21 protein-coding genes and 3 pseudogenes are annotated in these 23,949 nt (G+C 49.7%); 17 read left to right on the top strand and 7 right to left on the bottom strand.

Translation table 11 applies throughout. From position 1 onward, the window contains the following. The 5 genes and pseudogenes from LZP96_RS22965 to silR all read right to left on the bottom strand — a co-directional run. Nucleotides 1-105: pseudogene (locus LZP96_RS22965) on the bottom strand (IS5/IS1182 family transposase); the annotation flags it as partial. A gap of 94 nt (nucleotides 106-199) precedes the next feature. Further along, a pseudogene (locus LZP96_RS22960) lies at nucleotides 200-415 on the bottom strand (CopM family metallochaperone); the annotation flags it as partial. Nucleotides 416-560: 145 nt separating this feature from the next. Beyond that, entirely contained in the window at nucleotides 561-992 is a 432-nt protein-coding gene (silE, locus tag LZP96_RS22955; protein ID WP_007374411.1) for a silver-binding protein SilE, read from the bottom strand. A gap of 245 nt (nucleotides 993-1,237) precedes the next feature. Further along, complete coding sequence (gene silS / locus LZP96_RS22950) at nucleotides 1,238-2,713, bottom strand: copper/silver sensor histidine kinase SilS (RefSeq protein ID WP_007374412.1); 1,476 nt, start codon at nucleotides 2,711-2,713, stop codon at nucleotides 1,238-1,240. Then, nucleotides 2,706-3,386, bottom strand: coding sequence for a copper/silver response regulator transcription factor SilR (gene silR, locus LZP96_RS22945; protein WP_032951211.1), 681 nt, complete (start codon nucleotides 3,384-3,386; stop codon nucleotides 2,706-2,708). The genes silS and silR overlap by 8 nt, the downstream gene beginning before the upstream one ends. A gap of 189 nt (nucleotides 3,387-3,575) precedes the next feature. Between silR and silC the strand changes: the two genes are divergently transcribed. The 7 genes from silC (at nucleotide 3,576) to LZP96_RS22910 (ending at nucleotide 13,239) form a co-directional block, all read left to right on the top strand. Beyond that, the gene (silC, locus tag LZP96_RS22940) at nucleotides 3,576-4,961 is read left to right on the top strand and encodes a Cu(+)/Ag(+) efflux RND transporter outer membrane channel SilC (RefSeq protein WP_001507116.1); all 1,386 of its coding nucleotides are present in this window, start codon (nucleotides 3,576-3,578) and stop codon (nucleotides 4,959-4,961) included. 27 nt (nucleotides 4,962-4,988) lie between these two features. After that, a complete protein-coding gene (locus tag LZP96_RS22935) occupies nucleotides 4,989-5,342 on the top strand; it encodes a Cu(+)/Ag(+) efflux RND transporter periplasmic metallochaperone SilF (RefSeq protein ID WP_001246152.1) in 354 nt (117 codons plus the stop codon). Between the two features lie 113 nt (nucleotides 5,343-5,455). Beyond that, nucleotides 5,456-6,748, top strand: coding sequence for a Cu(+)/Ag(+) efflux RND transporter periplasmic adaptor subunit SilB (gene silB / locus LZP96_RS22930; protein ID WP_172751167.1), 1,293 nt, complete (start codon nucleotides 5,456-5,458; stop codon nucleotides 6,746-6,748). Nucleotides 6,749-6,758: 10 nt separating this feature from the next. Next, the gene (gene silA / locus LZP96_RS22925) at nucleotides 6,759-9,905 is read left to right on the top strand and encodes a Cu(+)/Ag(+) efflux RND transporter permease subunit SilA (RefSeq protein WP_000574021.1); all 3,147 of its coding nucleotides are present in this window, start codon (nucleotides 6,759-6,761) and stop codon (nucleotides 9,903-9,905) included. Between the two features lie 86 nt (nucleotides 9,906-9,991). Continuing rightward, entirely contained in the window at nucleotides 9,992-10,432 is a 441-nt protein-coding gene (locus LZP96_RS22920; protein ID WP_002436620.1) for a DUF411 domain-containing protein, read from the top strand. 97 nt (nucleotides 10,433-10,529) lie between these two features. Then, entirely contained in the window at nucleotides 10,530-13,001 is a 2,472-nt protein-coding gene (silP, locus tag LZP96_RS22915) for an Ag(+)-translocating P-type ATPase SilP (protein WP_143188264.1), read from the top strand. 40 nt (nucleotides 13,002-13,041) lie between these two features. Further along, the gene (locus tag LZP96_RS22910) at nucleotides 13,042-13,239 is read left to right on the top strand and encodes a DUF2933 domain-containing protein (RefSeq protein WP_000843494.1); all 198 of its coding nucleotides are present in this window, start codon (nucleotides 13,042-13,044) and stop codon (nucleotides 13,237-13,239) included. A 33-nt stretch (nucleotides 13,240-13,272) separates the two neighbouring features. On the opposite strand, the gene LZP96_RS22905 is transcribed toward LZP96_RS22910, so the two are convergent. Beyond that, nucleotides 13,273-14,010 (bottom strand): peptidoglycan DD-metalloendopeptidase family protein, encoded by a 738-nt coding sequence (locus tag LZP96_RS22905; RefSeq protein ID WP_032951218.1) that lies wholly within the window; start codon nucleotides 14,008-14,010, stop codon nucleotides 13,273-13,275. Nucleotides 14,011-14,278: 268 nt separating this feature from the next. Beyond that, nucleotides 14,279-14,728 (bottom strand): PcoE/SilE family metal-binding protein, encoded by a 450-nt coding sequence (locus LZP96_RS22900; protein WP_008786776.1) that lies wholly within the window; start codon nucleotides 14,726-14,728, stop codon nucleotides 14,279-14,281. 227 nt (nucleotides 14,729-14,955) lie between these two features. Here LZP96_RS22900 and pcoA point away from each other — a divergent pair, with 227 nt between their 5' ends. The 10 genes and pseudogenes from pcoA to LZP96_RS22850 form a co-directional block, all read left to right on the top strand. Continuing rightward, nucleotides 14,956-16,773 carry a multicopper oxidase PcoA gene (gene pcoA, locus LZP96_RS22895; protein WP_008786777.1) on the top strand — a complete coding sequence of 606 codons (1,818 nt, stop codon included), beginning with the start codon at nucleotides 14,956-14,958 and terminating at the stop codon, nucleotides 16,771-16,773. Nucleotides 16,774-16,778: 5 nt separating this feature from the next. Next, on the top strand, nucleotides 16,779-17,669 hold the full coding sequence (gene pcoB, locus LZP96_RS22890) for a copper resistance outer membrane transporter PcoB (RefSeq protein WP_074147394.1): 891 nt from the start codon (nucleotides 16,779-16,781) through the stop codon (nucleotides 17,667-17,669). A 39-nt stretch (nucleotides 17,670-17,708) separates the two neighbouring features. Next, complete coding sequence (gene pcoC, locus LZP96_RS22885; RefSeq protein ID WP_032951225.1) at nucleotides 17,709-18,089, top strand: copper resistance system metallochaperone PcoC; 381 nt, start codon at nucleotides 17,709-17,711, stop codon at nucleotides 18,087-18,089. 55 nt (nucleotides 18,090-18,144) lie between these two features. After that, nucleotides 18,145-19,023, top strand: coding sequence for a copper resistance inner membrane protein PcoD (pcoD, locus tag LZP96_RS22880; protein WP_230586310.1), 879 nt, complete (start codon nucleotides 18,145-18,147; stop codon nucleotides 19,021-19,023). Nucleotides 19,024-19,063: 40 nt separating this feature from the next. Beyond that, on the top strand, nucleotides 19,064-19,744 hold the full coding sequence (gene pcoR / locus LZP96_RS22875; RefSeq protein ID WP_008786781.1) for a copper response regulator transcription factor PcoR: 681 nt from the start codon (nucleotides 19,064-19,066) through the stop codon (nucleotides 19,742-19,744). Beyond that, nucleotides 19,741-21,141 carry a copper resistance membrane spanning protein PcoS gene (gene pcoS, locus LZP96_RS22870; protein WP_008786782.1) on the top strand — a complete coding sequence of 467 codons (1,401 nt, stop codon included), beginning with the start codon at nucleotides 19,741-19,743 and terminating at the stop codon, nucleotides 21,139-21,141. Before pcoR ends, pcoS begins: the two co-directional genes overlap by 4 nt. A gap of 206 nt (nucleotides 21,142-21,347) precedes the next feature. After that, entirely contained in the window at nucleotides 21,348-21,782 is a 435-nt protein-coding gene (locus tag LZP96_RS22865; protein WP_008786783.1) for a PcoE/SilE family metal-binding protein, read from the top strand. Between the two features lie 254 nt (nucleotides 21,783-22,036). Beyond that, complete coding sequence (arsR, locus tag LZP96_RS22860; protein WP_008786784.1) at nucleotides 22,037-22,390, top strand: As(III)-sensing metalloregulatory transcriptional repressor ArsR; 354 nt, start codon at nucleotides 22,037-22,039, stop codon at nucleotides 22,388-22,390. Nucleotides 22,391-22,437: 47 nt separating this feature from the next. Further along, nucleotides 22,438-22,800 carry an arsenite efflux transporter metallochaperone ArsD gene (gene arsD / locus LZP96_RS22855; protein WP_008786785.1) on the top strand — a complete coding sequence of 121 codons (363 nt, stop codon included), beginning with the start codon at nucleotides 22,438-22,440 and terminating at the stop codon, nucleotides 22,798-22,800. Between the two features lie 17 nt (nucleotides 22,801-22,817). Beyond that, nucleotides 22,818-23,870, top strand: a pseudogene (locus tag LZP96_RS22850) (TRC40/GET3/ArsA family transport-energizing ATPase); the annotation flags it as partial. Nucleotides 23,871-23,949: the final 79 nt, after the last annotated feature.

Below are 23,949 nucleotides of genomic sequence, written 5' to 3'. Positions count from 1 at the left end.
CTGCCATGGCAGAATCTGCTCCATGCGGGAGAGGAAAATCTCTTTTCGGGTCTGACGGCGCTTAGTGCTGAATTCACTATCGGCGAAGGTGAGTTGATGGCTCATGATGTCCCTCTGGGATGCGCTCCGGATGAATATGATGATCTCATATCAGGAACTTGTTCGCACCTTCCCTAAATCAGTAAGTTGGCAGCATCACCGCAAAAGCCTTGTCGGGATCGGACTCTTTTACAGCGGCCATCATTTTGTCATGCATACCTTTCATGCCGGACATATATTCCTGTGACGATGACGATGACGATGACGATGACGATGCCGATGAGGATATATCTGACATTTTCATTTCTGAATGTTCTGCGGAAATCGCTGGCAGGGATAACATCAGTATAACAAAAAGCGAATTTGTGATTTTCATATAATAAACCCTTTCAGATGGTTACCGGATAAGTTTAGCTGAGTCAGACAAAAAAGCCCCCTGAAGGGGGCAAAAAATAACAACATATCCGTATAAGGGACAATCTATCAAGGAAAGGGTAACCGCACGGAAACTTCAGTTGTCATCAGCCCGCATTGATCATGCGGCGGTGTGCATCAGCCATAGCCTGATGGGGGCCGGACTGACCGTTATTCGTAAATTCATGGGCAACAGCTGCTCTTTCATGTTCATTCATCGCCGCAAACGAAGTCGCCGGACGGGAAGCGTTAACGGTGCCAGTTCCCATCATCTTCTGATGACTTTCCGCCATTTTTTTATGTGCATCTGCTGAACCATTGTTCATGGTTTCATGAACAATAATAGCCTGTTCATGCTGATCCATACCGGCCATCCGTGGAGCTGCCCCCTGGATGGCGGCTGGAGTTGAAGAAGACTGCATCTGATGGGCCGGAGCCTGAGCATTATTGACACGCTCATGGATATTTACAGTTTCAGTGGCCCAGGCCGTAGAAATTAAGCTCAAACCTAACACTGATGCTAAGACGATATTTTTCATGGTAACTCTCCATTTCTGAATTAGTGATGTCCGTGAATTTCGATCTGTGTCCTCAGTAGTACAACTGACAACTCTACAGACCTTATTCCGCCAGGATGAGGCTTTAATACAACTCCTGGCTTGTGCTGATGCCGTGTATGGATGAAGTAATAATGCCTTCCTGATAAGTTGCACTAATTATATCGAATGGCTTCTGTTTGCTGCATGACAGGCTAATGACATCTTTGTCATTTAAATCTTTATTCTCAGTACTGGGTTTCCGGAATCATTTTCTCCAGTCTGGGCACGGATAGGATAAAACGAGTTGAACGTACGTCCGATTCCACCTGCACTCTTCCGTGATGTGCTTCCACGATGGACTTCACAATCGCAAGGCCGATGCCGCTGCCTTCTCCTTTTCGTTGTCTGGACGGATCTACCCGATAAAAACGGTCAAACAGCCTTGATAAATGCTCTTCAGGGATTGGTTTCCCCGGATTTTCAATCACAAGGTCAAAAAAGCTCTCCTGCTCTCTTATTGAGACGGTGATGGCCTGTCCCTCCGGGGTATAACGCAGGGCATTGGATAACAGATTATTGATCGCCCTTCTGAACATTTGTGGATCTCCCTCAACCAGGCAGGGCATCCCGTTAAATTTGAGCGTGATATTGCGTTCTTCGGCCCAGGCTTCGAAAAACTCGAAGACTTTCATGACTTCCGCTCTGAGGTCAAACATGACCCTGTCAGGTATCAGCTGATTATTATCTGCCTGTGCCAGGAACAGCATATCGCTGACCATTTTGGTCATCCGGTTATACTCTTCAAGACTGGAATAGAGGACATCCTCAAGTTCCCTCTGTGTTCGATCCTGACTCAGTGCGATTTCAGTCTGCGTCACCAGATTGGTGATGGGCGTTCTGATCTCATGCGCGATATCGGCAGAGAAATTGGCCTGGCGGGTAAAGACATCCTCAATCTTTCCAATCATATGATTGAACGAGATAACCAGTTGCTCCAGCTCAATGGGAACGCGTGTCGGTTCCAGTCGCGCATCAAGATTCTCGGAGGTGATGTTTTTAATGGCATTGCTGACATTACGAAGGGGCAGGTGCCCCTGACGGACAGCGATTCGAATGATCAGAACAATCAACAGGCTTATCACGACGGCAATCGCAATCAGGTTCTTTTTCAGCGCATCGAGGTAATGGAGATGGAAATTAATGGATAGGCCAGTCAGCATGACATAGTTCTGCTGTTTGCCCTGAAATATCGCCTGACCAGAGGAGGCGATAATCCTGTATGTTTCCATCTTCATTTCGGACCCGGTATCCATCGGTCCCGCAGGATCCTCCACCGTCCAGAGAAAGACATCCCGTGCGCGGCTGTGCTCGCTAAAATCTGCTGAATTCACTGCCGGGCGTAGTGCCGCCCCCTGAGCTGAGCTAAAGAGCACTTCACCCCTGGGATTGAGGAGCAAAAGGGCAACGTTGCGGTAGCTGGCAATTGATTCCTTTATTTTGCTTATTTTTTTATCATCCGGATCCACCGGGGACTGCAGTATACGGTTCAGTGTGGTGCTGATTTGTTGAAGATCGCTGACATCCTGCTCGGCAAAATGATTTTCAACAGAATGCAGCATAAACCAGGTGAAGGCGATAAAAGCCAGTATCGTGGACAGGCTGATAAAAAAGGTCAGCCGCAGAGCGAGTGAGAAAGGGCGTCTGGAAGGTTTGCTATGCATCCGGGACCTCCAGCATGTAGCCCACGCCCCGGACTGTCTGGATCAGCTTTGTCTCGTAATCGTTGTCTATTTTAGCGCGGAGTCGCTTTACGGCGACATCGATCGCATTAGTGTCGCTGTCAAAATTCATGTCCCAGACCTGAGAGGCAATCAGGGAGCGGGGAAGAACCTCTCCCTGATGGCGAATGAAGAATTCCAGCAGGCTGAACTCTTTACTGGTGAGCACAATGCGGTTTCCGGCGCGACTGACTTTTCTGGATACGAGATCAATCGAGAGGTCAGCCACCTTAAACTGGCTTTCCGTGATCATCGTGTTTCCCCGCCTCAGAAGGGTTCTCACCCGGGCGAGCAGTTCGGCAAACGCAAAGGGTTTAACCAGATAATCGTCCGCACCCAGTTCCAGTCCTTTGACCCTGTGTTCGATCGTGCCGAGGGCTGTCAGCAGTAAGACCGGCATACCCTTTCCGGCAGTGCGCAGCATGCGGATGATATCCCAGCCGTTCACATCAGGTAGCATGATATCCAGAATGACTAAATCATACTCGGCTGTCATGGCGAGATGATATCCGGTAAGACCATTATCAGCGTGATCCACTACGAACCCTGCCTCTGTAAACCCTTTGCTGAGATATTCACCTGTTTTAATTTCGTCTTCGACGATCAATATTTTCATCTTGCTCCCCGTCTGGCTGCTAATGTCATTCTATTGCGCACACGATCGTAATCAACGAATTACCGTAAAAATGACAACATTGTCATTATTCTGTCACCCGACAAACAGAGTGCATTCTGTAAAGTAACCCTGGTAATACTCTGGACTTCGTTTGAACCATTTACCAGGTCTGCCTGTACGAGAAGCGTTATGTTCAAATTAAAATTACTCAGCATCAGTACCATATTCATCCTGGCTGGTTGTGTTTCTCTGGCACCTGAATATCAGCGTCCGCCAGCTCCGGTTCCCCAGCAGTTTTCATTGTCTAAAAACAGTCTGACGCCTGCGGTAAACAGCTATCAGGATACGGGCTGGCGAAACTTTTTTGTCGATCCCCAGGTCAGCAGGCTGATCGGTGAAGCCCTGAATAATAACCGTGATTTGAGAATGGCTGCCCTGAAGGTTGAAGAGGCCCGGGCCCAGTTCAACGTCACGGATGCAGATCGTTATCCCCAACTGAATGCCTCATCCGGGATCACATACAACGGTGGTCTGAAAGGTGACAAGCCGACCACACAGGAGTACGACGCGGGTCTGGAGCTCAGCTATGAGCTCGATTTTTTTGGCAAACTTAAGAACATGAGTGAGGCTGATCGCCAGAACTACTTTGCCAGCGAAGAAGCCCGTCGTGCCGTACACATCCTGCTGGTCTCCAACGTTTCACAGAGCTATTTCAGCCAGCAACTGGCGTACGAACAACTCCGTATTGCGCGGGAAACGCTGAAAAATTATGAACAGTCTTATGCATTCGTTGAGCAACAACTGGTGACCGGGAGTACGAACGTTCTGGCGCTTGAACAAGCCAGGGGGCAAATCGAAAGTACCCGCGCCGAAATAGCCAAACGAGAAGGCGATCTGGCTCAGGCAAACAATGCCCTGCAACTGGTGCTGGGAACGTACCGCGCAGTTCCGTCAGAAAAAGGGATTAAAGGTGGGGAGATCGCACCAGTAAAATTGCCACCAAATCTGTCGTCACAAATATTGCTGCAGCGTCCGGATATTATGGAAGCGGAATACCAGTTGAAAGCGGCTGATGCCAATATTGGCGCAGCGCGAGCGGCTTTTTTCCCGTCCATTACCCTGACCAGTGGTCTCTCCTCAAGCAGTACGGAGCTGTCCAGCCTCTTTACGTCAGGAAGTGGAATGTGGAATTTTATTCCTAAAATTGAAATTCCTATATTTAATGCTGGCAGGAACAAAGCCAATCTGAAGCTGGCTGAAATTCGCCAGCAACAGTCCGTGGTTAATTACGAACAAAAAATTCAGTCAGCCTTTAAGGATGTTTCCGACACGCTTGCGCTGCGCGACAGCCTTAGCCAGCAACTTGAGTCACAGCAGCGTTATCTTGATTCACTTCAGATAACTCTACAGCGTGCCAGAGGATTGTATGCAAGTGGTGCTGTCAGTTACATCGAAGTGCTGGATGCAGAACGTTCCCTCTTCGCGACGCAGCAAACCATTCTCGATCTTACCTATTCCCGACAGGTTAACGAAATTAATCTGTTTACCGCGCTGGGTGGCGGTTGGGTAGAGTAAATTTATTCAATTAATCAGGAAATTAAAATGCGTAATTCACTTAAAGCCGTTTTATTTGGTGCCTTCTCTGTCATGTTTTCTGCCGGTCTTCATGCTGAAACACATCAGCATGGCGATATGAATGCTGCCAGTGATGCTTCGGTACAGCAGGTTATCAAGGGCACCGGTATCGTTAAAGACATTGATATGAATAGTAAAAAAATCACCATTTCGCACGAAGCAATCCCGGCGGTGGGCTGGCCTGCAATGACCATGCGCTTCACTTTTGTTAATGCAGACGACGCTATCAATGCCCTGAAAACCGGCAACCATGTCGATTTCTCGTTTATTCAGCAGGGCAATATCTCCTTACTCAAAAGCATTAACGTTACGCAGTCCTGATTAACAGTCCGGAGCGAATACATCCAGTGCGCCTGAACATTCATTATGGGATTACTGTGAATGAATGATCGTGCGCATATGCCAGGTTTTTTGATTTTTCAGCGAGAAATTGTATGGCTTCTTTAAAGATAAAATATGCTGCAATAATTATCAGCAGCCTCATAGCAGGGGGGCTGATATCGGTTACTGCCTGGCAGTATGTAAACTCATCACAAAAAACAGTACCAGCAGAACAAAAGGCACCGGAGAAAAAGGTACTTTTCTGGTATGACCCTATGAAACCGGATACCAAATTTGATAAACCCGGAAAATCGCCCTTTATGGATATGGACCTGGTGCCAAAATATGCTGATGACAGTGGCGATAAAAGCAGTGGCGGGATCCGTATCGACCCAACCCAGGTTCAGAATCTGGGATTAAAAACGCAAAAAGTCACGCGAGGAATGCTGAATTATTCTCAGACAATCCCGGCTAATGTCAGCTATAACGAGTATCAGTTTGTTATTGTGCAGGCGCGTTCTGACGGGTTTGTCGAAAAAGTCTACCCCATGACGATTGGCGATCATGTGAAGAAGGGGACGCCACTTATCGATATTACCATTCCGGACTGGGTGGAAGCACAGAGCGAATTCCTTCTGTTATCCAGCACCGGTGGTACTTCCACGCAAATTAAAGGCGTTCTGGAACGGCTTCGCCTGGCAGGTATGCCGGAAGAGGATATTCAGAGACTGCGTTCTACCCGGAGCATTCAGACCCGTTTTACCATTAAAGCACCTATTGATGGTGTCATTACTGCATTTGACCTGCGCACCGGCATGAATATTTCGAAAGATAAGGTGGTGGCTCAGATTCAGGGAATGGACCCGGTCTGGATCAGCGCTGCAGTGCCAGAATCTATCGCATATCTGCTGAAAGATACGTCGCAGTTTGAAATTTCGGTACCGGCTTATCCGGATAAAACATTCCATGTCGAAAAATGGAACATTCTTCCCAGCGTGGATCAGACAACCCGTACGCTTCAGGTCCGTCTCCAGGTTTCTAATAAGGATGAGTTTCTCAAGCCGGGCATGAATGCCTATCTGAAACTGAATACCAAGAGCCAGGAGATGCTGCTGATACCAAGCCAGGCCGTTATCGATACCGGCAAAGAACAGCGCGTGATTACTGTTGATGATGAAGGCAAGTTTGTGCCGAAACAGATCCACGTTCTGCATGAATCACAGCAACAGTCCGGCATCGGTTCCGGCCTGAATGAAGGCGATACCGTGGTGGTCAGTGGCCTGTTCCTCATTGACTCCGAAGCCAATATTACGGGCGCGCTGGAACGTATGCGCCACCCTGAAAAAACAGAAAGCAGTATGCCAGCAATGTCTGACCAGCCTGTAAATATGCATTCAGGGCACTGAGGAGACGACGATGATTGAATGGATTATCCGGCGCTCTGTCGCCAACCGTTTCCTGGTCATGATGGGGGCCCTGTTTCTCAGCATCTGGGGTACATGGACGATTATTAACACGCCGGTCGATGCCTTGCCTGACCTGTCAGATGTGCAGGTCATTATCAAAACCAGCTATCCCGGCCAGGCCCCGCAGATTGTAGAAAACCAGGTCACCTATCCACTTACCACCACCATGCTGTCCGTACCTGGCGCAAAAACCGTGCGTGGTTTTTCACAGTTCGGGGATTCGTATGTGTATGTCATTTTTGAAGACGGCACCGATCTGTACTGGGCCCGTTCCCGCGTGCTGGAATATCTGAATCAGGTTCAGGGAAAACTGCCTGCCGGTGTGAGTTCTGAAATCGGTCCTGATGCCACGGGTGTGGGCTGGATTTTTGAATATGCCCTTGTCGATCGCAACGGAAAACACGACCTTTCAGAACTGCGCTCTCTGCAGGACTGGTTCCTGAAATTTGAGCTGAAAACCATCCCGAACGTGGCTGAGGTCGCTTCGGTTGGCGGCGTGGTGAAACAGTACCAGATTCAGGTCAATCCGGTAAAACTGTCCCAGTACGGTATCAGCCTGCCCGAAGTGAAACAGGCACTTGAATCGTCTAACCAGGAGGCCGGTGGCTCATCCGTTGAAATGGCCGAAGCGGAGTATATGGTCCGTGCCAGCGGTTATCTTCAGAGCATTGATGATTTTAATAACATCGTCCTGAAAACAGGTGAGAACGGCGTGCCGGTTTATCTGCGGGATGTTGCCCGCGTGCAGACCGGGCCCGAAATGAGGCGTGGTATTGCCGAGCTGAACGGCCAGGGAGAAGTCGCTGGCGGCGTGGTGATCCTGCGGTCGGGTAAAAATGCGCGCGACGTTATCACGGCAGTGAGGGATAAACTGGAGACGCTGAAGGCCAGCCTGCCGGAAGGCGTTGAAATCGTGACCACCTACGATCGCAGCCAGCTCATCGACCGGGCGATTGATAACCTCAGTTCCAAACTTCTGGAAGAGTTTATCGTGGTGGCCATCGTCTGTGCTCTGTTCCTGTGGCACGTACGTTCTGCCCTGGTGGCGATTATCTCTCTGCCGCTTGGCCTGTGTATCGCCTTTATCGTCATGCACTTCCAGGGACTGAACGCCAATATCATGTCGCTGGGAGGGATAGCGATTGCCGTCGGTGCGATGGTGGATGCCGCCATTGTGATGATTGAAAATGCGCACAAACGGCTTGAGGAGTGGGATCATCAGCATCCGGGTGAGCAGATTGACAACGCCACCCGCTGGAAGGTGATTACCGACGCCTCCGTGGAAGTGGGACCCGCGTTGTTCATTAGCCTGCTGATCATCACCCTGTCCTTTATTCCTATCTTTACCCTGGAAGGGCAGGAAGGTCGTCTGTTTGGCCCGCTGGCATTCACGAAAACGTACTCCATGGCGGGAGCGGCCGCACTGGCCATCATCGTCATTCCTATTCTGATGGGATTCTGGATCCGGGGGAAAATTCCTGCCGAGACAAGTAACCCCCTGAACCGGGTGCTGATCAAAGCGTATCATCCTTTGCTGCTGCGGGTCCTCCACTGGCCAAAAACAACCCTGCTGGTTGCGGCCTTGTCCATTTTCACGGTTATCTGGCCACTGAGTCAGGTGGGCGGTGAATTTCTGCCGAAGATTAACGAGGGCGATCTGCTGTATATGCCGTCGACCTTGCCTGGCGTCTCTCCGGCAGAAGCTGCAGCGCTCCTGCAGACAACAGACAAGTTAATCAAAAGCGTTCCTGAAGTGGCTTCTGTATTTGGCAAGACCGGTAAAGCAGAGACCGCAACGGATTCCGCGCCGCTCGAAATGGTGGAAACCACGATCCAGCTCAAACCTGAGGATCAGTGGCGTCCCGGCATGACAATTGACAAGATTATTGATGAACTCGACAGGACAGTCCGTTTACCGGGTCTGGCAAACCTCTGGGTGCCGCCTATCCGTAACCGTATTGATATGCTCTCAACCGGGATCAAAAGCCCGATAGGTATCAAAGTGTCCGGGACTGTTCTGTCCGATATCGACGCGACGGCGCAGAGTATCGAGGCGGTAGCCAAAACCGTGCCTGGCGTGGTGTCTGTCCTGGCTGAGCGACTTGAGGGCGGGCGCTACATCGATATCGATATCAACCGGGAGAAAGCCTCCCGCTACGGGATGACGGTAGGTGATGTCCAGCTGTTCGTCTCTTCAGCAATCGGAGGTGCTATGGTGGGTGAGACGGTTGAAGGGGTGGCCCGGTACCCTATTAACATTCGCTACCCGCAGGATTACCGGAACAGTCCGCAGGCGCTGAAACAGATGCCGATCCTGACCCCGATGAAGCAGCAGATCACGCTGGGCGATGTCGCGGATATTAACGTCGTTTCTGGACCAACCATGCTGAAAACCGAAAATGCCCGGCCAGCCAGCTGGATTTATGTTGATGCCCGCGGCAGGGACATGGTGTCGGTGGTTAACGACATTAAGACGGCCATCAGCGAGAAAGTGAAACTGAGACCGGGAACCAGTGTGGCATTCTCCGGACAGTTTGAACTGCTTGAGCATGCCAACAAGAAACTGAAGCTGATGGTGCCGATGACGGTGATGATCATTTTCATCCTGTTGTATCTGGCATTCCGCCGGGTTGACGAAGCCCTGCTGATCCTGATGAGCCTGCCGTTCGCCCTGGTTGGCGGAATATGGTTCCTGTACTGGCAGGGCTTCCATATGTCAGTGGCGACCGGAACCGGGTTTATCGCCCTGGCCGGGGTGGCAGCAGAGTTTGGCGTGGTCATGCTGATGTATCTGCGTCATGCCATTGAAGCGCACCCGGAATTGTCCCGTAAAGAGACGTTCACACCGGAAGGTCTTGATGAAGCCCTCTATCATGGTGCCGTACTGCGTGTCCGGCCGAAAGCCATGACCGTGGCGGTGATCATTGCGGGTCTGCTGCCAATACTCTGGGGAACCGGCGCAGGTTCAGAAGTCATGAGCCGTATTGCTGCGCCAATGATTGGTGGGATGATCACGGCTCCGCTGCTGTCCCTGTTCATTATTCCTGCCGCCTACAAATTAATCTGGCTGCGCAGACATAAAAAAAGCGTGTCATAACCCTGAAAGGGCGCCCCCAGTGGGCGTCCTTCTGCACTGATTCACCCTGACGTCAGGGTTTATATCGATAATATACAGAGGTGAGTATGAAAAAAGTGGTTCTAATGGCCCTGGCTCTCGGCCTGTCACTGCCTGCAATGGCGAGTGAAAAAGTCATTGATATGTACAAATCTGAAAACTGTGGCTGTTGTTCCCTGTGGGGCAAAGCGATGGAAAAAGACGGGTTCGAAGTGCGAACTCACGTCATGAATGATCAGGCGCTGTCAGCCCTGAAAGAAAAGCATGCTGTTCCTGCTGGACTACGAAGTTGTCATACCGCGGTTGTAGGTAATTTGATCATTGAAGGCCATGTGCCTGCGGCAACGATACATAAGGCCATGCAGTCTGGTTCGGGTATATACGGTCTCGCCACCCCCGGTATGCCAGCAGGAAGTCCGGGAATGGAGATGGGGGCCCGAAAAGAGGCTTACGATGTTATCGCATTCTCACCGGAGGGCAGTAAAAAAGTCTTCCAGCGAATCGAATAGTCAGCGGAACGGCTGATAACGGGACGCCGGCAGCAGGCACTCTTATGCCGGCGGCATTCGTGGTAATCGCATCCATGACATATCCTGAAGACAGAAAATGCTTCAGATATGCATAAGGAGAGTTACTGTGAAAAATGACAATGCAGTGGAACATAACAACCAGACTGCTTCTGAGCAGACATCATCCCCGGACGAGAGTCACGCATTGCATAAGGTGAGAGATCCCGTGTGCGGGATGGTCATCCTGCCTGACAAGGCGCACAGCAGCATTCGATACCAGGACCATCAGCTTTATTTCTGCTCCGCCAGCTGTGAGAGCAAATTTAAAGCCCATCCCGATCATTATTTTACCGAAGATGCCAGTGAACATCACCATCACCACGACCACCATGAAGTCAGCCCTGATAAGATAAAACAGTCTCACCGCCAGGCGGAGAAAGAGATTTCTGAAGGTGTGTGGACATGTCCGATGCATCCGGAGATACGCCGTAGTGGTCCCGGAAGCTGTCCTGTCTGTGGAATGGCACTGGAGCCGCTCGTAGCTACGGCATCCACGGGGACGAGTGATGAACTTCGCGACATGACAAGACGCTTCTGGCTGGGGTTGTTGCTGGCGTTTCCGGTTCTGATACTCGAAATGGGTTCTCATCTGTTTCCCGCTTTGAGGAATACAGTACCGCCACAGTACAACACGTGGCTGCAGTTACTTCTGGCCTCTCCTGTCGTGTTGTGGTGTGGCTGGCCATTCTTCGCCCGGGCCGGAATGTCGTTGCGTAACCGCTCCCTGAATATGTTTACTCTCGTTGCAATGGGGACCGGTGTAGCCTGGGTGTACAGCGTCATTGCAACCGTCTTCCCTTCCTGGTTTCCTGCATCGTTCAGAAACATGGATGGCCTGGTGGCCGTTTATTTTGAAGCCGCCGCTGTTATCACGGTGCTTGTTCTGCTGGGACAGGTCCTTGAATTACGCGCAAGGGAACAAACGTCGGGCGCCATTACCGCACTTCTGAACCTTGCTCCCAAAACCGCCAGACGACTGGATGATGATGGTCATGAAACGGACATTAATGCTGAAGATGTCCTGCCTGGCGATAAGCTCCGCATCAGGCCTGGAGAGAGTGTTCCGGTCGACGGTATCGTGATCAAAGGCAAAACGGCCATTGATGAATCGATGGTAACCGGGGAGTCAATGCCGGTTACCAAAACGGAGGGTGACCCTGTCATCGGCGGGACCATTAATCAGACAGGTAGTCTTATCATCCGTGCAGAGAAAGTCGGTGATGAAACGATGCTCTCACGAATTGTTCAGATGGTCGCTGATGCACAGCGTTCGCGTGCCCCCATCCAGAGAATGGCTGACAGCGTCTCAGGCTGGTTTGTTCCTCTGGTGATACTTATCGCGGTTGTTGCTTTCGTGATCTGGTCTGTCTGGGGGCCCGAGCCCAAGGTAGCGCACGGTCTGATTGCTGCTGTATCGGTCCTGATTATTGCCTGTCCCTGTGCGCTTGGGCTGGCCACGCCGATGTCGATAATGGTGGGGGTAGGCAAAGGAGCCCAGGCCGGGGTGTTAATCAAGAATGCCGAAGCGCTGGAGCGCCTTGAAAAAGTGGACACGCTGGTTGTCGATAAAACAGGCACGCTCACGGAAGGTGCGCCGACGGTGACAGGGATTATCAGTCTCAGTCCGGGTGGTGAAACATCTCTTTTACGTGTAACGGCCGCAGTGGAAAAAGGCTCGCAGCATCCGCTGGGTATGGCAGTAGTTAAAGCAGCACAGGAAAAGGGGATCGCGATACCCGCAGTCACTAATTTCAATGCCCCGTCGGGTAAAGGTGTCTCAGGCGATGTTGAAGGTCAACGGGTTGTTATCGGTAATGAGCTGGTTATGCAGGAAAACAGGATCGTTATTGATAATCAAAAGGCCGTTGCAGATACGTTGCGGATGGAAGGCGCTACCGTTATCTATGTGGCTACAGACGGGCACCTTGCAGGCCTGATAGCTATCTCGGATCCCGTGAAAGCAACTACGCCGGATGCGCTAAAAGCGTTACGTCAGGCGGGGATCCGCATTGTTATGCTCACCGGGGATAACCAGCTTACTGCTGAAGCAGTCGCACGGAAACTGGGAATAGATGAGGTTGAAGCCGGGATTCTGCCTGATGGCAAAAAAGCAGTGATAACCCGACTGAAAGAGTCTGGTCATGTGGTTGCGATGGCCGGAGACGGTGTGAATGATGCCCCGGCGTTGGCGGCGGCTGACGTGGGTATAGCCATGGGAACGGGTACAGATGTGGCAATAGAAAGTGCCGGCGTTACCCTTCTCAAAGGCGATTTGATGATACTGAACAGAGCACGTCATCTGTCAGAAATCACCATGACAAATATCCGGCAGAATCTGTTTTTTGCATTTATCTACAACGCACTTGGCGTGCCCGTGGCTGCTGGTCTGCTTTACCCGGTATATGGAATACTGCTGTCGCCAGTTATTGCGGCGGCGGCCATGGCTCTTTCCTCCGTCAGCGTCATTGTAAATGCGTTGCGTCTGAAAAGGGTCAGGCTCGGGAAATAACCCTGAATGAAGAGCCAGTTACGAACAGAAGGAGTCCAGTATGAAAAGTACCACCTATGCGCTTATTGCAGTCGCCGCGATCGCGGCATTTGCCCTCCTGCGCGAACACTGGTCACATGTGGCAGGTTACTGGCCATATCTGTTATTGCTGGTCTGCCCGCTAATGCATCTTTTCCACGGACACGGAGGGCATGGAGATCATCAACATCACGGAAGTGAAAACGATAAAAAAAATTAATCCGGCAGACGGGGCCGCGTCGCGGTCCCGTTATCAGTCCAGGTATCGTTCGTAGTCTCTGGCATGCGCAAAGGCATGCTGTTCGAGTTTGTTATCAGCGGGTACCGCTGCCCGGAACGCCAGCGAGTTAACAGGATTGTTATTGATGACCAGCTCGTAATGTAGATGAGGACCGGATGAACGTCCGCTGTTACCGGATAACGCAATAGCGCCTCCCCGGGTAACCCTGGCCCCTTTAGTAACGAGTATTTTATTGAGGTGGAGATAGCGAGTTTTAACACCGGCTTTTCCCGTTACTTCAACAAAATATCCCATAGTACTGTTGTATTCGGCCCGGGTGATTTTTCCGTCGATGACGCTAACTATTTTCGTGTTCATGGGCATGGAATAATCAATGCCATTATGGGGACTCACTTTTCCCGATACCGGGTTAAGTCTTGCAGGATTGAAAGGCGAACTTAGTCTTGCTGTGGTCGGTAACGGATAATCGAGACTGCCTTTCCCGGAAGTATCGGAAAGGTTATAGAACTTTTTGTCTGATATACGATACGCCGTGTAATTAAATGAACCGGACGTAAATTTATAGGCTACGACACGTGATTTTCCCGCTTTCTTTTGCAGTACGAGTTTTAATGATTCATTTTTTTTCAAATGCCGAAGATTAAACCGGGAAGGCAAAGAGCGCTGAAGGGTAGCGATCTCGTTCGATTCCAGGCCCGAGCGGGTGGCTGAAAGGTAGGCATTTTCTTTTACGACATCGGTAGAATACATTTACTGGAATTCGCCGTTAGCATGAACACTGCGGCGTATGCTAGGGGTTTTCTGGAGGCGTGTCATCTGTCAGTTAATCGGGAGCACCGTTGATGGTCATCATTTTTGTAACATATCTTGTTTCCCGTTTGCTCCTGAAGCTCTGGGAACTGTATGACAGGCCCGATAGTGATGAGTAGCGTTAATTATGCAGGTCACTATGCCGTAACCCCGCATAGTGACCTGCCAGTAAAATCGTCACCTCATCCCAGGGGGGAGCAGAAGTCGCTTACTGCTTGCCGCTTTCATACAATTCTCGAAGTTTTTTTGCCTGTATTTGATGAGCTTCGGCACCTGCATTATTGACACTCTCATGTATAAGTGCAGCTTTCTCACCGGCATTCAGTTCGCTAAAGGATAAGTTTTTTGTGTTTGCTTCACTTTCGTTCAGCATTTTTTTATGTTCCTCAATCATTTTTTGATGTGGATAAGAAGCGCTATTATTCATAAATGAATGAGCAATAATAGCTCTTTCATGTTCATTCATTTCAGAAAACGGAGTCGCTATATCTTTATTTTTTTCATCAGTATTCTGTTCATGCGTAGCCGCGTTCACATGGGAAATTGCAGAGGCATTATTGACGAAACGATGTGCGTCGTGCGCAATGTTACTGGACTGGGCAAAAACCGCCCCGGATAATAAAGAGGTTAACGCAGTGACAGCAATTAATGTTTTCATAATAAAATACCTTTCCTGACAAATAAAAAGAGGCTCACATAATCATATATAAAAATAACAGACACGTGGGAAAGATGACATAAATGTAATATAGCCAGTTACATTACACAATTGTAATGAATTTGTTTTGTAAGGTGTGCTAGCTTCATTTCATTGCAGGAGAATGAATCTAATTCAAATCGGTTCTCTATCTCTGCCATTAACCATATTTTAATTAAGGGATCGCCATGCAACTCAAAACGTCTCGACGAACTTTCCTGAAGGGGTTGACCCTCTCTGGTGTAGCCGGAAGTCTTGGCGTATGGAGCTTCAATGCACGTTCCAGTCTGAGCCTGCCACCTGCAGCATCCCTGGAGGGTACTCAGTTTGACCTGACCATTGGTGAAACGACCGTCAATATCACCGGCAGTCAGCGCCAGGCCAAAACCATCAATGGCGGCCTGCCGGGGCCCGTCCTTCGCTGGAAAGAAGGTGAAACTATTACCCTGAAGGTCAAAAACCGGCTCAATGAGCAGACATCCATTCACTGGCACGGCATTATTCTTCCGGCCAATATGGATGGTGTACCGGGACTGAGTTTTATGGGCATCGAGCCTGATGACACCTACGTCTACACCTTCAAGGTTAAGCAGAACGGGACTTACTGGTACCACAGCCATTCCGGTCTTCAGGAACAGGAAGGGGTATACGGTGCCATTATTATCGATGCCCAGGAGCCTGAACCTTTTGCTTACGATCGTGAGCATGTGATCATGTTGTCTGACTGGACCGATGAAAATCCTCAGCATCTGCTGAAAAAATTAAAAAAACAGTCGGATTACTACAATTTCAATAAACCAACCGTTGGCTCTTTTTTCCGTGATGTGAATACCAGGGGGCTGTCAGCCACCATTGCCGATCGGAAAATGTGGGCTGAAATGAAAATGAATCCAACTGACCTCGCGGATGTCAGCGGTTACACCTACACCTATCTCATGAACGGACAGGCCCCGCTGAAAAACTGGACCGGACTGTTCCGTCCGGGTGAAAAAATACGCTTACGGTTTATCAACGGCTCGGCAATGACCTATTTCGATATCCGCATTCCCGGGCTCAAAATGTCGGTTGTGGCTGCAGATGGTCAGTATGTCAATCCGGTCACCGTTGACGAATTCAGGATTGCAGTTGCCGAAACCTATGATGTCATCGTGGAGCCGCAGGGTGAGGCCTATACCATCTTCGCACAATCCATGGACAGAACCGGTTACGCTCGCGGGACTCTGGCCACAAGAGAGGGGTTAAGTGCTGCCGTTCCCGCTCTCGATCCTCGTCCTCTTCTGACCATGGAAGATATGGGTATGGGAGGAATGGGACATGATATGGCAGGAATGGATCACAGCCAGATGGGAGGCATGGATAACAGCGGACAGATGATGTCTATGGATGGCGCTGACCTGCCGGAAAGCGGGACATCCTCCGCGCCAGTGGACCACAGCAACATGGCCGGTATGGATCATTCCCAGATGGCCGGAATGCCGGGAATGCAAAGTCATCCTGCGTCAGAAACGGATAACCCGCTGGTTGATATGCAGGCGATGAGCGTCTCTCCGAAATTAAACGATCCGGGTATTGGTCTTCGAAATAACGGAAGAAAGGTTCTCACGTACGCGGATTTGAAAAGCCGCTTTGAGGATCCTGACGGACGTGAACCCGGACGAACGATAGAACTGCATTTAACCGGGCACATGGAAAAGTTTGCCTGGTCATTTAATGGCATTAAGTTTTCCGATGCCGCACCTGTGCTGCTGAAATACGGTGAGCGACTCAGAATCACGCTGGTCAACGATACCATGATGACTCACCCCATTCACCTGCATGGTATGTGGAGCGATCTGGAAGATGAAAACGGTAATTTCATGGTGCGTAAACATACAATAGATGTTCCTCCTGGTACCAAACGCAGTTACAGAGTGACAGCAGATGCGCTTGGCCGCTGGGCATATCACTGCCATTTGCTCTATCACATGGAAATGGGAATGTTTCGTGAAGTTCGGGTGGAGGAATGATGCGAATGAAGAGAAATTTTAAGGCCATACCGGTTTTGTTCGCCGGTTTGTTTACCTCACAAGTTTCGATCGCAGCGGGCTCAGTGTCTGCAGACCCCCACGCCGGGCACGACATGTCAGCTATGCAGATGTCAGCGGATGAGAACTTCACTGAGATGACGTCCATGGAGCCCGTTGTGACAGAGAGCAGAACGCCAATTCCGCCAGTTACCAATGCCGACCGAAAGGCTGCATTCGGCAATTTACAGGGGCATGCAATTCACGACAGTGCAATTAATTATCTGGTTCTGCTGGATCAGCTTGAATGGCAACGGTCGGATAACAGCAACAATTTCAGCTGGAGCGTTAACAGCTGGATCGGAGGCGACACAGACCGGCTTTGGCTAAAGAGCGAAGGTGAACGAAGCGGGGGAAAAACAGAGACGGCAGAAGCCCAGTTACTCTGGGGACATGCGGTTGGCCCATGGTGGGATTTGGTTGCGGGTGTCAGGCAGGAATTCAGACCTGAGTCAGCCCAGACCTGGGCTGCTGTCGGTTTTCAGGGACTTGCGCTCTATAATTTTGAGTCTGAAATTACGGGTTTTGTCAGTAATGGTGGAAAAGCCGCTCTGCGTCTGGGAGGAGAATACGACGTTTTACTTACTAACCGGCTCATACTCCAGCCATCCTATGAGGTGAATTTCTACAGTCAGGATGATGAATCGCGGGGGCGCGGCAGGGGATTAGCTGACACAGAGCTGGGGCTCCGGTTGCGCTATGAAATACGCCGCGAGTTTGCACCCTATGTAGGCGTCTCCTGGAATCAGCTTTACGGGAAAACATCCGATATGGCGAAAAGAGAGGGTGAGAAAGACCATCAGGTAGTATTCCTGGCGGGAGCCAGAATCTGGTTTTAATGCATTGACTTAAAACACTCAACTAAACAGGTAAATAATATGTCGATTTTACATAAAGCCACTCTTACAGGTGGCCTGGTTCTGGGCGTCGCTTTTTCTGCTATGGCCCATCCGGAATTAAAAAGCTCGGTTCCACAGGCTGATTCAGCTGTAGCGGCCCCGGAAAAGATTCAGCTAAATTTCACGGAAAATCTGACCGTGAAATTCTCAGGTGCAAAATTAACGATGACGGGTATGAAAGGCATGTCATCACATTCTCCGATGCCAGTCGCGGCAAAAGTGGCACCAGGCGCTGACCCTAAATCGATGGTCATTATTCCGCGAGAACCTTTACCCGCTGGCACTTATCGTGTTGACTGGCGCGCGGTTTCTTCAGATACGCACCCGATTACCGGTAATTACACTTTCACAGTGAAGTAATATCATGAACGAACTGATTATGATTGTTATTCGTTTTCTTCTTTATCTTGATTTGATGGTAATATTTGGATTGCCATTTTTTCAGATATATGGAATAAGCGGTGTAAGACATGAAGCGTATAACCTGACTAATTTCAGGTCGTTTATAACCTTTGCTGTTGTTGCAGGCATCATTCTTACTGGCATTAATATGCTCCTGGTATCTAATGCCATGAGCGGAGTAACTGATCTCAGAGAATTATCCATCCATATTATCGAGATGGTTATAGAAGAAACTGATGTAGGTATTAGCTGGATTGTCAGGCTCTGTGCCCTGTTTACCACACTCGGTGCTTTGTTCCTTTACACTAATAAGAGAGTATTGTCCTGCCTGCTAATGACGATGAGTGGGGGCGTGGCGCTGGCTACACTTGCCTGGGGAGGACACGCCGTCATGCATGACGGTCTGCATTACTACCTCCATTTACTGGGCGATCTAACTCATCTCGGCGCTGCAGGTGCCTGGACAGGTGCTCTGGTTGCATTTGCTATCCTGCTGATGCGCAGAAACGCGCATAATGCACAGAGCGTCAGTGTGATATCTGACTCTCTGGCAAAATTTGCAACCGCAGGAACGGTGATTGTTGTGGCTCTGATCCTGAGTGCGCTGGTCAACTATCTGTATATTGCTGAAGGTAACTTAACCCCCTTGTTCAACAGTGCCTGGGGGGGCATATTGCTTGCTAAAACGGCTCTGTTTGTTCTGATGCTTCTGCTGGCTGCAGCAAACCGGTTTCACCTTGGCCCCCGCCTTGAAGTTATGGTCAGGGAAGGGAATTATGTTCGCAGCGTTGCCATGATGCGAAACAGCATCCTGACAGAATTCTTCGTTGCGGTCGCCATTCTGGGGGCTGTATCTTGGCTAGGAACGCTTGCTCCGTCTCAGGCAAGCTAGTGATCCGTAATATTTTTACCATCATATCATCGAGTTAACCATGCAGCGTATTTTAATCGTTGAAGACGAACATAAAACAGGTAGTTACCTGCAGCAGGGACTGGTTGAGGAGGGCTATCAGGCCGATCTCTTTGATAATGGCCGCGATGGTCTCGGGGCCGCGTCGAAAGGACAGTATGATTTGATAATACTGGACGTGATGCTGCCTTTCCTCGACGGGTGGCAAATCATCAGCGCACTGAGGGAGTCCGGGCACGAAGAACCGGTCCTGTTTTTAACCGCAAAGGACAACGTACGGGACAAAGTGAAAGGGCTGGAGCTTGGCGCAGATGACTATCTTATCAAGCCCTTCGATTTTACAGAGCTGGTTGCACGGGTAAGAACCTTATTGCGCCGGGCCCGTTCACAGACTGCCACGGTTTGCACCATAGCTGACATGACCGTCGATATGGTGCGGCGGACAGTGACACGCTCAGGTAAAAAGATCCATCTCACCGGCAAAGAATACGTTCTGCTTGAACTGCTGCTGCAACGCACCGGAGAAGTGTTACCCAGAAGTCTTATCTCGTCACTGGTCTGGAATATAAATTTTGACAGTGATACGAATGTGATAGATGTTGCCGTGAGACGGCTCAGAAGCAAAATTGACGATGACTATGAGCCAAAACTGATCCATACCGTGCGCGGTGCCGGATATATTCTGGAGATCAGAGAAGAGTGAGATTCAAAATTTCCCTGACCACGCGCCTGAGTCTGATTTTTTCTGCAGTTATGCTGACTGTATGGTGGTTATCAAGTTTTTTACTGATTAGCACCCTTAATGGCTATTTCGATAATCAGGATCGGGATTTTCTGACAGGTAAACTTCAGCTTACTGAAGAGTTTCTGAAAGCAGAAACGTTCCAAAATAAAACTGATATTAAATCATTATCAGAAAAAATAAATGATGCGATGATAGGGCACAGTGGATTATTCATATCTATAAAAAACATGGAAAATGAAAAAATCGTGGAGCTGTATGCTAAAAATTCTGCGGTCCCTGAGATCCTGTTAAATAAGTCAGGTGATATTCTCGACTATATGATCCAGACTGAAGAAAATAATACTGTTTACCGCAGCATCTCACGTCGGGTTGCAGTGACTCCGGAACAGGGTAAAAGCAAACATTTCATCATTACGGTTGCCACGGATACAGGGTATCACACCCTGTTTATGGACAAACTCAGCACCTGGCTGTTCTGGTTCAATATAGGTCTGGTCTTTATTTCAATTTTTCTGGGCTGGCTGACCACACGTATTGGTCTGAAACCGTTACGGGAAATGACCAGCCTGGCTTCCTCCATGACGGTGCATAGCCTGGATCAGCGTCTTAATCCCGATCTGGCTCCGCCGGAAATCTCTGAGACCATGCAGGAGTTCAATAACATGTTCGATCGCCTGGAGGGGTCATTCCGGAAACTGTCAGATTTCTCGTCTGACATCGCGCATGAATTGCGCACACCGGTCAGTAATCTGATGATGCAGACGCAGTTTGCACTGGCTAAGGAAAGGGAGGTTTCGCATTACCGCGAAATTTTATTCGCTAACCTGGAAGAACTGAAAAGGTTGTCACGAATGACCAGTGACATGCTTTTTCTGGCACGTTCAGAGCATGGTCTGCTGCAGCTGGAGAAACATGATGTGGATCTGGCCGCCGAACTGAATGAATTACGTGAGTTATTCGAGCCCCTGGCAGACGAAACAGGAAAGACAATCACGGTTGAAGGAGAGGGCGTTGTTGCCGGAGACAGCGATATGCTGCGACGTGCTTTCAGTAACCTGCTCTCCAATGCTATCAAGTATTCTCCCGATAACACCTGTACAGCGATACGCCTTGAGCGTGACAGTGACTGTGTGAACGTGATGATTACCAATACGATGTCTGGCCCGGTTCCCGCTAATCTTGAACGTTTGTTTGACCGGTTCTATCGCGCAGACTCATCAAGGGTCCACAACACGGAAGGCGCGGGGCTGGGATTATCAATTACAAGGTCGATCATTCATGCTCACGGCGGCGAGCTGTCAGCAGAACAGCAGGGGCGGGAAATTGTGTTCAAAGTGCGCCTGTTAATGGATTAATCCCGTTATTCAGGAGAAACCTGAAAGGTGACAAAATTGTCATCATTCAGTCACGCGATAAACAGAGGCGGTTTTTTATAATCAGTCATAAATCAGGACCAGCGTGATAACCCAATCGCCCGGTTCCTGGAGTGATGATTAACCAGCCCTGTAATCAAATGCTTTAGCATTGATTGTTCGGGTATGAAAACACCGGAGACCCAACCATGAAAAAGATTCTTGTATCCTTTATTGCCATGATGGCTGTCGCTTCATCTGCCATGGCTTCAGAGACAATGAACATGCATGACCAGGTAAATAATGCCCAGGCACCGGCCCATCAGATGCAGTCTTCAACTGTTAAAAGCACAGTTGAGGGAGAGAGCATGAAAATGATGGATATGAATGACCACGATAAGGCAGCAATGTCCCATGAAATGATGCAAAACAGTAATTCTGCCGCTCACCAGGACATGGCTGAAATGCATAAAAAAATGATGAATGCTAAACCAGGGGCTACCAACGAAACAGCAAAGTCATTTTCTGAAATGAGCGAGCATGAGAAGGCCGCAGTAGTGCATGAGAAGGCGAATAATGGTCAGTCTTCCGTTGTTCACCAGCAGCAGGCTGAAAAGCATCGCAGTCAGATCACCCAGAATTAACCCGCAGCTCCACTTGTAAGACCCTCATTTGACGCCAAATTCACTGGCTTACGCTCCTGCCCGGGAGCGTTTTTTTTATGCTTCACTACAATGTAGCCGTGAAGCCAACAACGACTATTTGTCCCCCACTCCACAGAGCATGTTTTCTATCCTTACATGAAATAGCCCTCCCATATAGATACGAAAAAACATATGTGTTTTTTGACTTTTAGCCTCAGAAGCGCGAAACTCGCCATTCAAAGCAGGAGAGTATAATGACACAAATTTCATCCCTACAACTTTTCAAAATCCTATCTGATGAGACCCGTCTGGGTATCGTACTGCTGCTCAGAGAGATGGGAGAGCTATGCGTGTGCGATCTCTGCACGGCACTGGAACAGTCACAACCCAAGATCTCCCGCCATCTGGCGATGCTTCGGGAATGTGGACTGTTGCTGGATCGCAAACAGGGCAAGTGGGTTCACTACCGCTTATCCCCACATATTCCTTCCTGGGCCGCTCAGGTGATTGAGCAGGCCTGGTTAAGCCAACAGGACGACGTGCAGACCATCGCCCGTAAGCTGGCATCAGCCAACTGCTCTGGAAGCGGTAAGGCTGTTTGTATCTAAAAAATTTGCCTGAACATATATGATTTTACGAATGTGAGGTATCAAAGATGAAAACGTTAACCGTGTTTGATCCGGCGATGTGCTGCAGTACCGGCGTTTGTGGTTCAGATGTTGATCAGGTTCTGGTCGATTTTTCTGCTGATGTGCAATGGCTGAAAGGGCGTGGGGTTCAGATCGAACGTTACAACCTGGCGCAACAGCCGATGAGCTTCGTTGAGAACGCTAAAGCGAAAGCATTCCTTGAAGCTTCTGGAGCCGAAGGGCTTCCGCTGCTGTTGCTGGATGGCGAAACGGTGATGGCAGGGCGTTATCCCAAACGTGCTGAACTGGCTCGCTGGTTAGGTATTCCGCTGGAGAAAGTGGGCGTGGCTCCGACAAGCTGCTGTGGTGGTAACACTTCCTGTTGTTGAGTATGTCAGGAGAACATATGCATTTTTTACAGAATATCCCGCCTTACCTGTTTTTCACTGGCAAAGGAGGAGTAGGTAAAACCTCAATTTCCTGCGCTACAGCTATACGCCTGGCAGAACAGGGCAAGCGCGTCCTGCTTGTCAGTACCGATCCGGCTTCTAACGTTGGTCAGGTATTCGATCAGACTATCGGGAAAACTATCCAGCCCGTGACTGCTGTGTCTGGTCTTTCGGCTCTGGAGATTGACCCGCAGGATGCCGCCCAGCAATACCGCGCCAGAATCGTTGACCCTATTAAAGGTCTTTTGCCTGATGACGTTGTTAACAGCATCAGTGAACAGCTTTCAGGAGCTTGTACGACAGAGATTGCTGCGTTCGACGAGTTTACTGGCTTACTGACCGACGCTTCTCTGCTGACCCGCTTCGATCACATCATTTTTGATACTGCCCCAACGGGCCACACTATTCGCCTTCTTCAGCTTCCCGGAGCCTGGAGCAGCTTCATCGAAAGTAACCCAGATGGTGCTTCCTGTCTTGGGCCGATGGCGGGGCTGGAAAAGCAGCGTGAGCAATATGCTCATGCGGTTGAGGCATTATCCGATCCTGAACGAACTCGCCTTGTGCTGGTCGCGCGATTGCAAAAATCAACACTGCAGGAAGTCGCTCGTACTCATGGCGAATTATCAGCTATTGGCCTTAAAAATCAGTATTTAGTCATTAACGGTGTCCTGCCTGCGAGCGAAACAGAACGTGATGCACTGGCCGCTGCAATATGGCAACGGGAGCAAGAGGCGCTGGCAAATCTTCCTGCCAGATTATCTGATTTGCCGACAGACAACTTATACCTTCAGCCGCTGAACATGGTTGGTGTGTCCGCATTGAAAGGCCTGCTCAACGAACACGCTGAGATAACATCGCTTCCTGAACAAAGCACACAGAACAAGCCAGAGAATATGTCGTTGTCTGTCCTGGTTGATGATATCGCCCGCAGTGAACACGGTTTGATTATGCTGATGGGCAAAGGTGGTGTGGGTAAAACCACAATGGCTGCGGCGGCACTGTTGCAAATAGTCGGTGGTGATAAACTTATCATCCCCTTTTGCTGATGGAGCTGCACATGAACCCATTCAAAGGCCGGCATTTTCAGCG

Source organism: Huaxiibacter chinensis, assembly GCF_022171985.1.
GTDB classification, from domain to species: domain Bacteria; phylum Pseudomonadota; class Gammaproteobacteria; order Enterobacterales; family Enterobacteriaceae; genus Enterobacter; species Enterobacter chinensis_A.
This window is presented reverse-complemented; position numbering and strand designations above follow the sequence as displayed.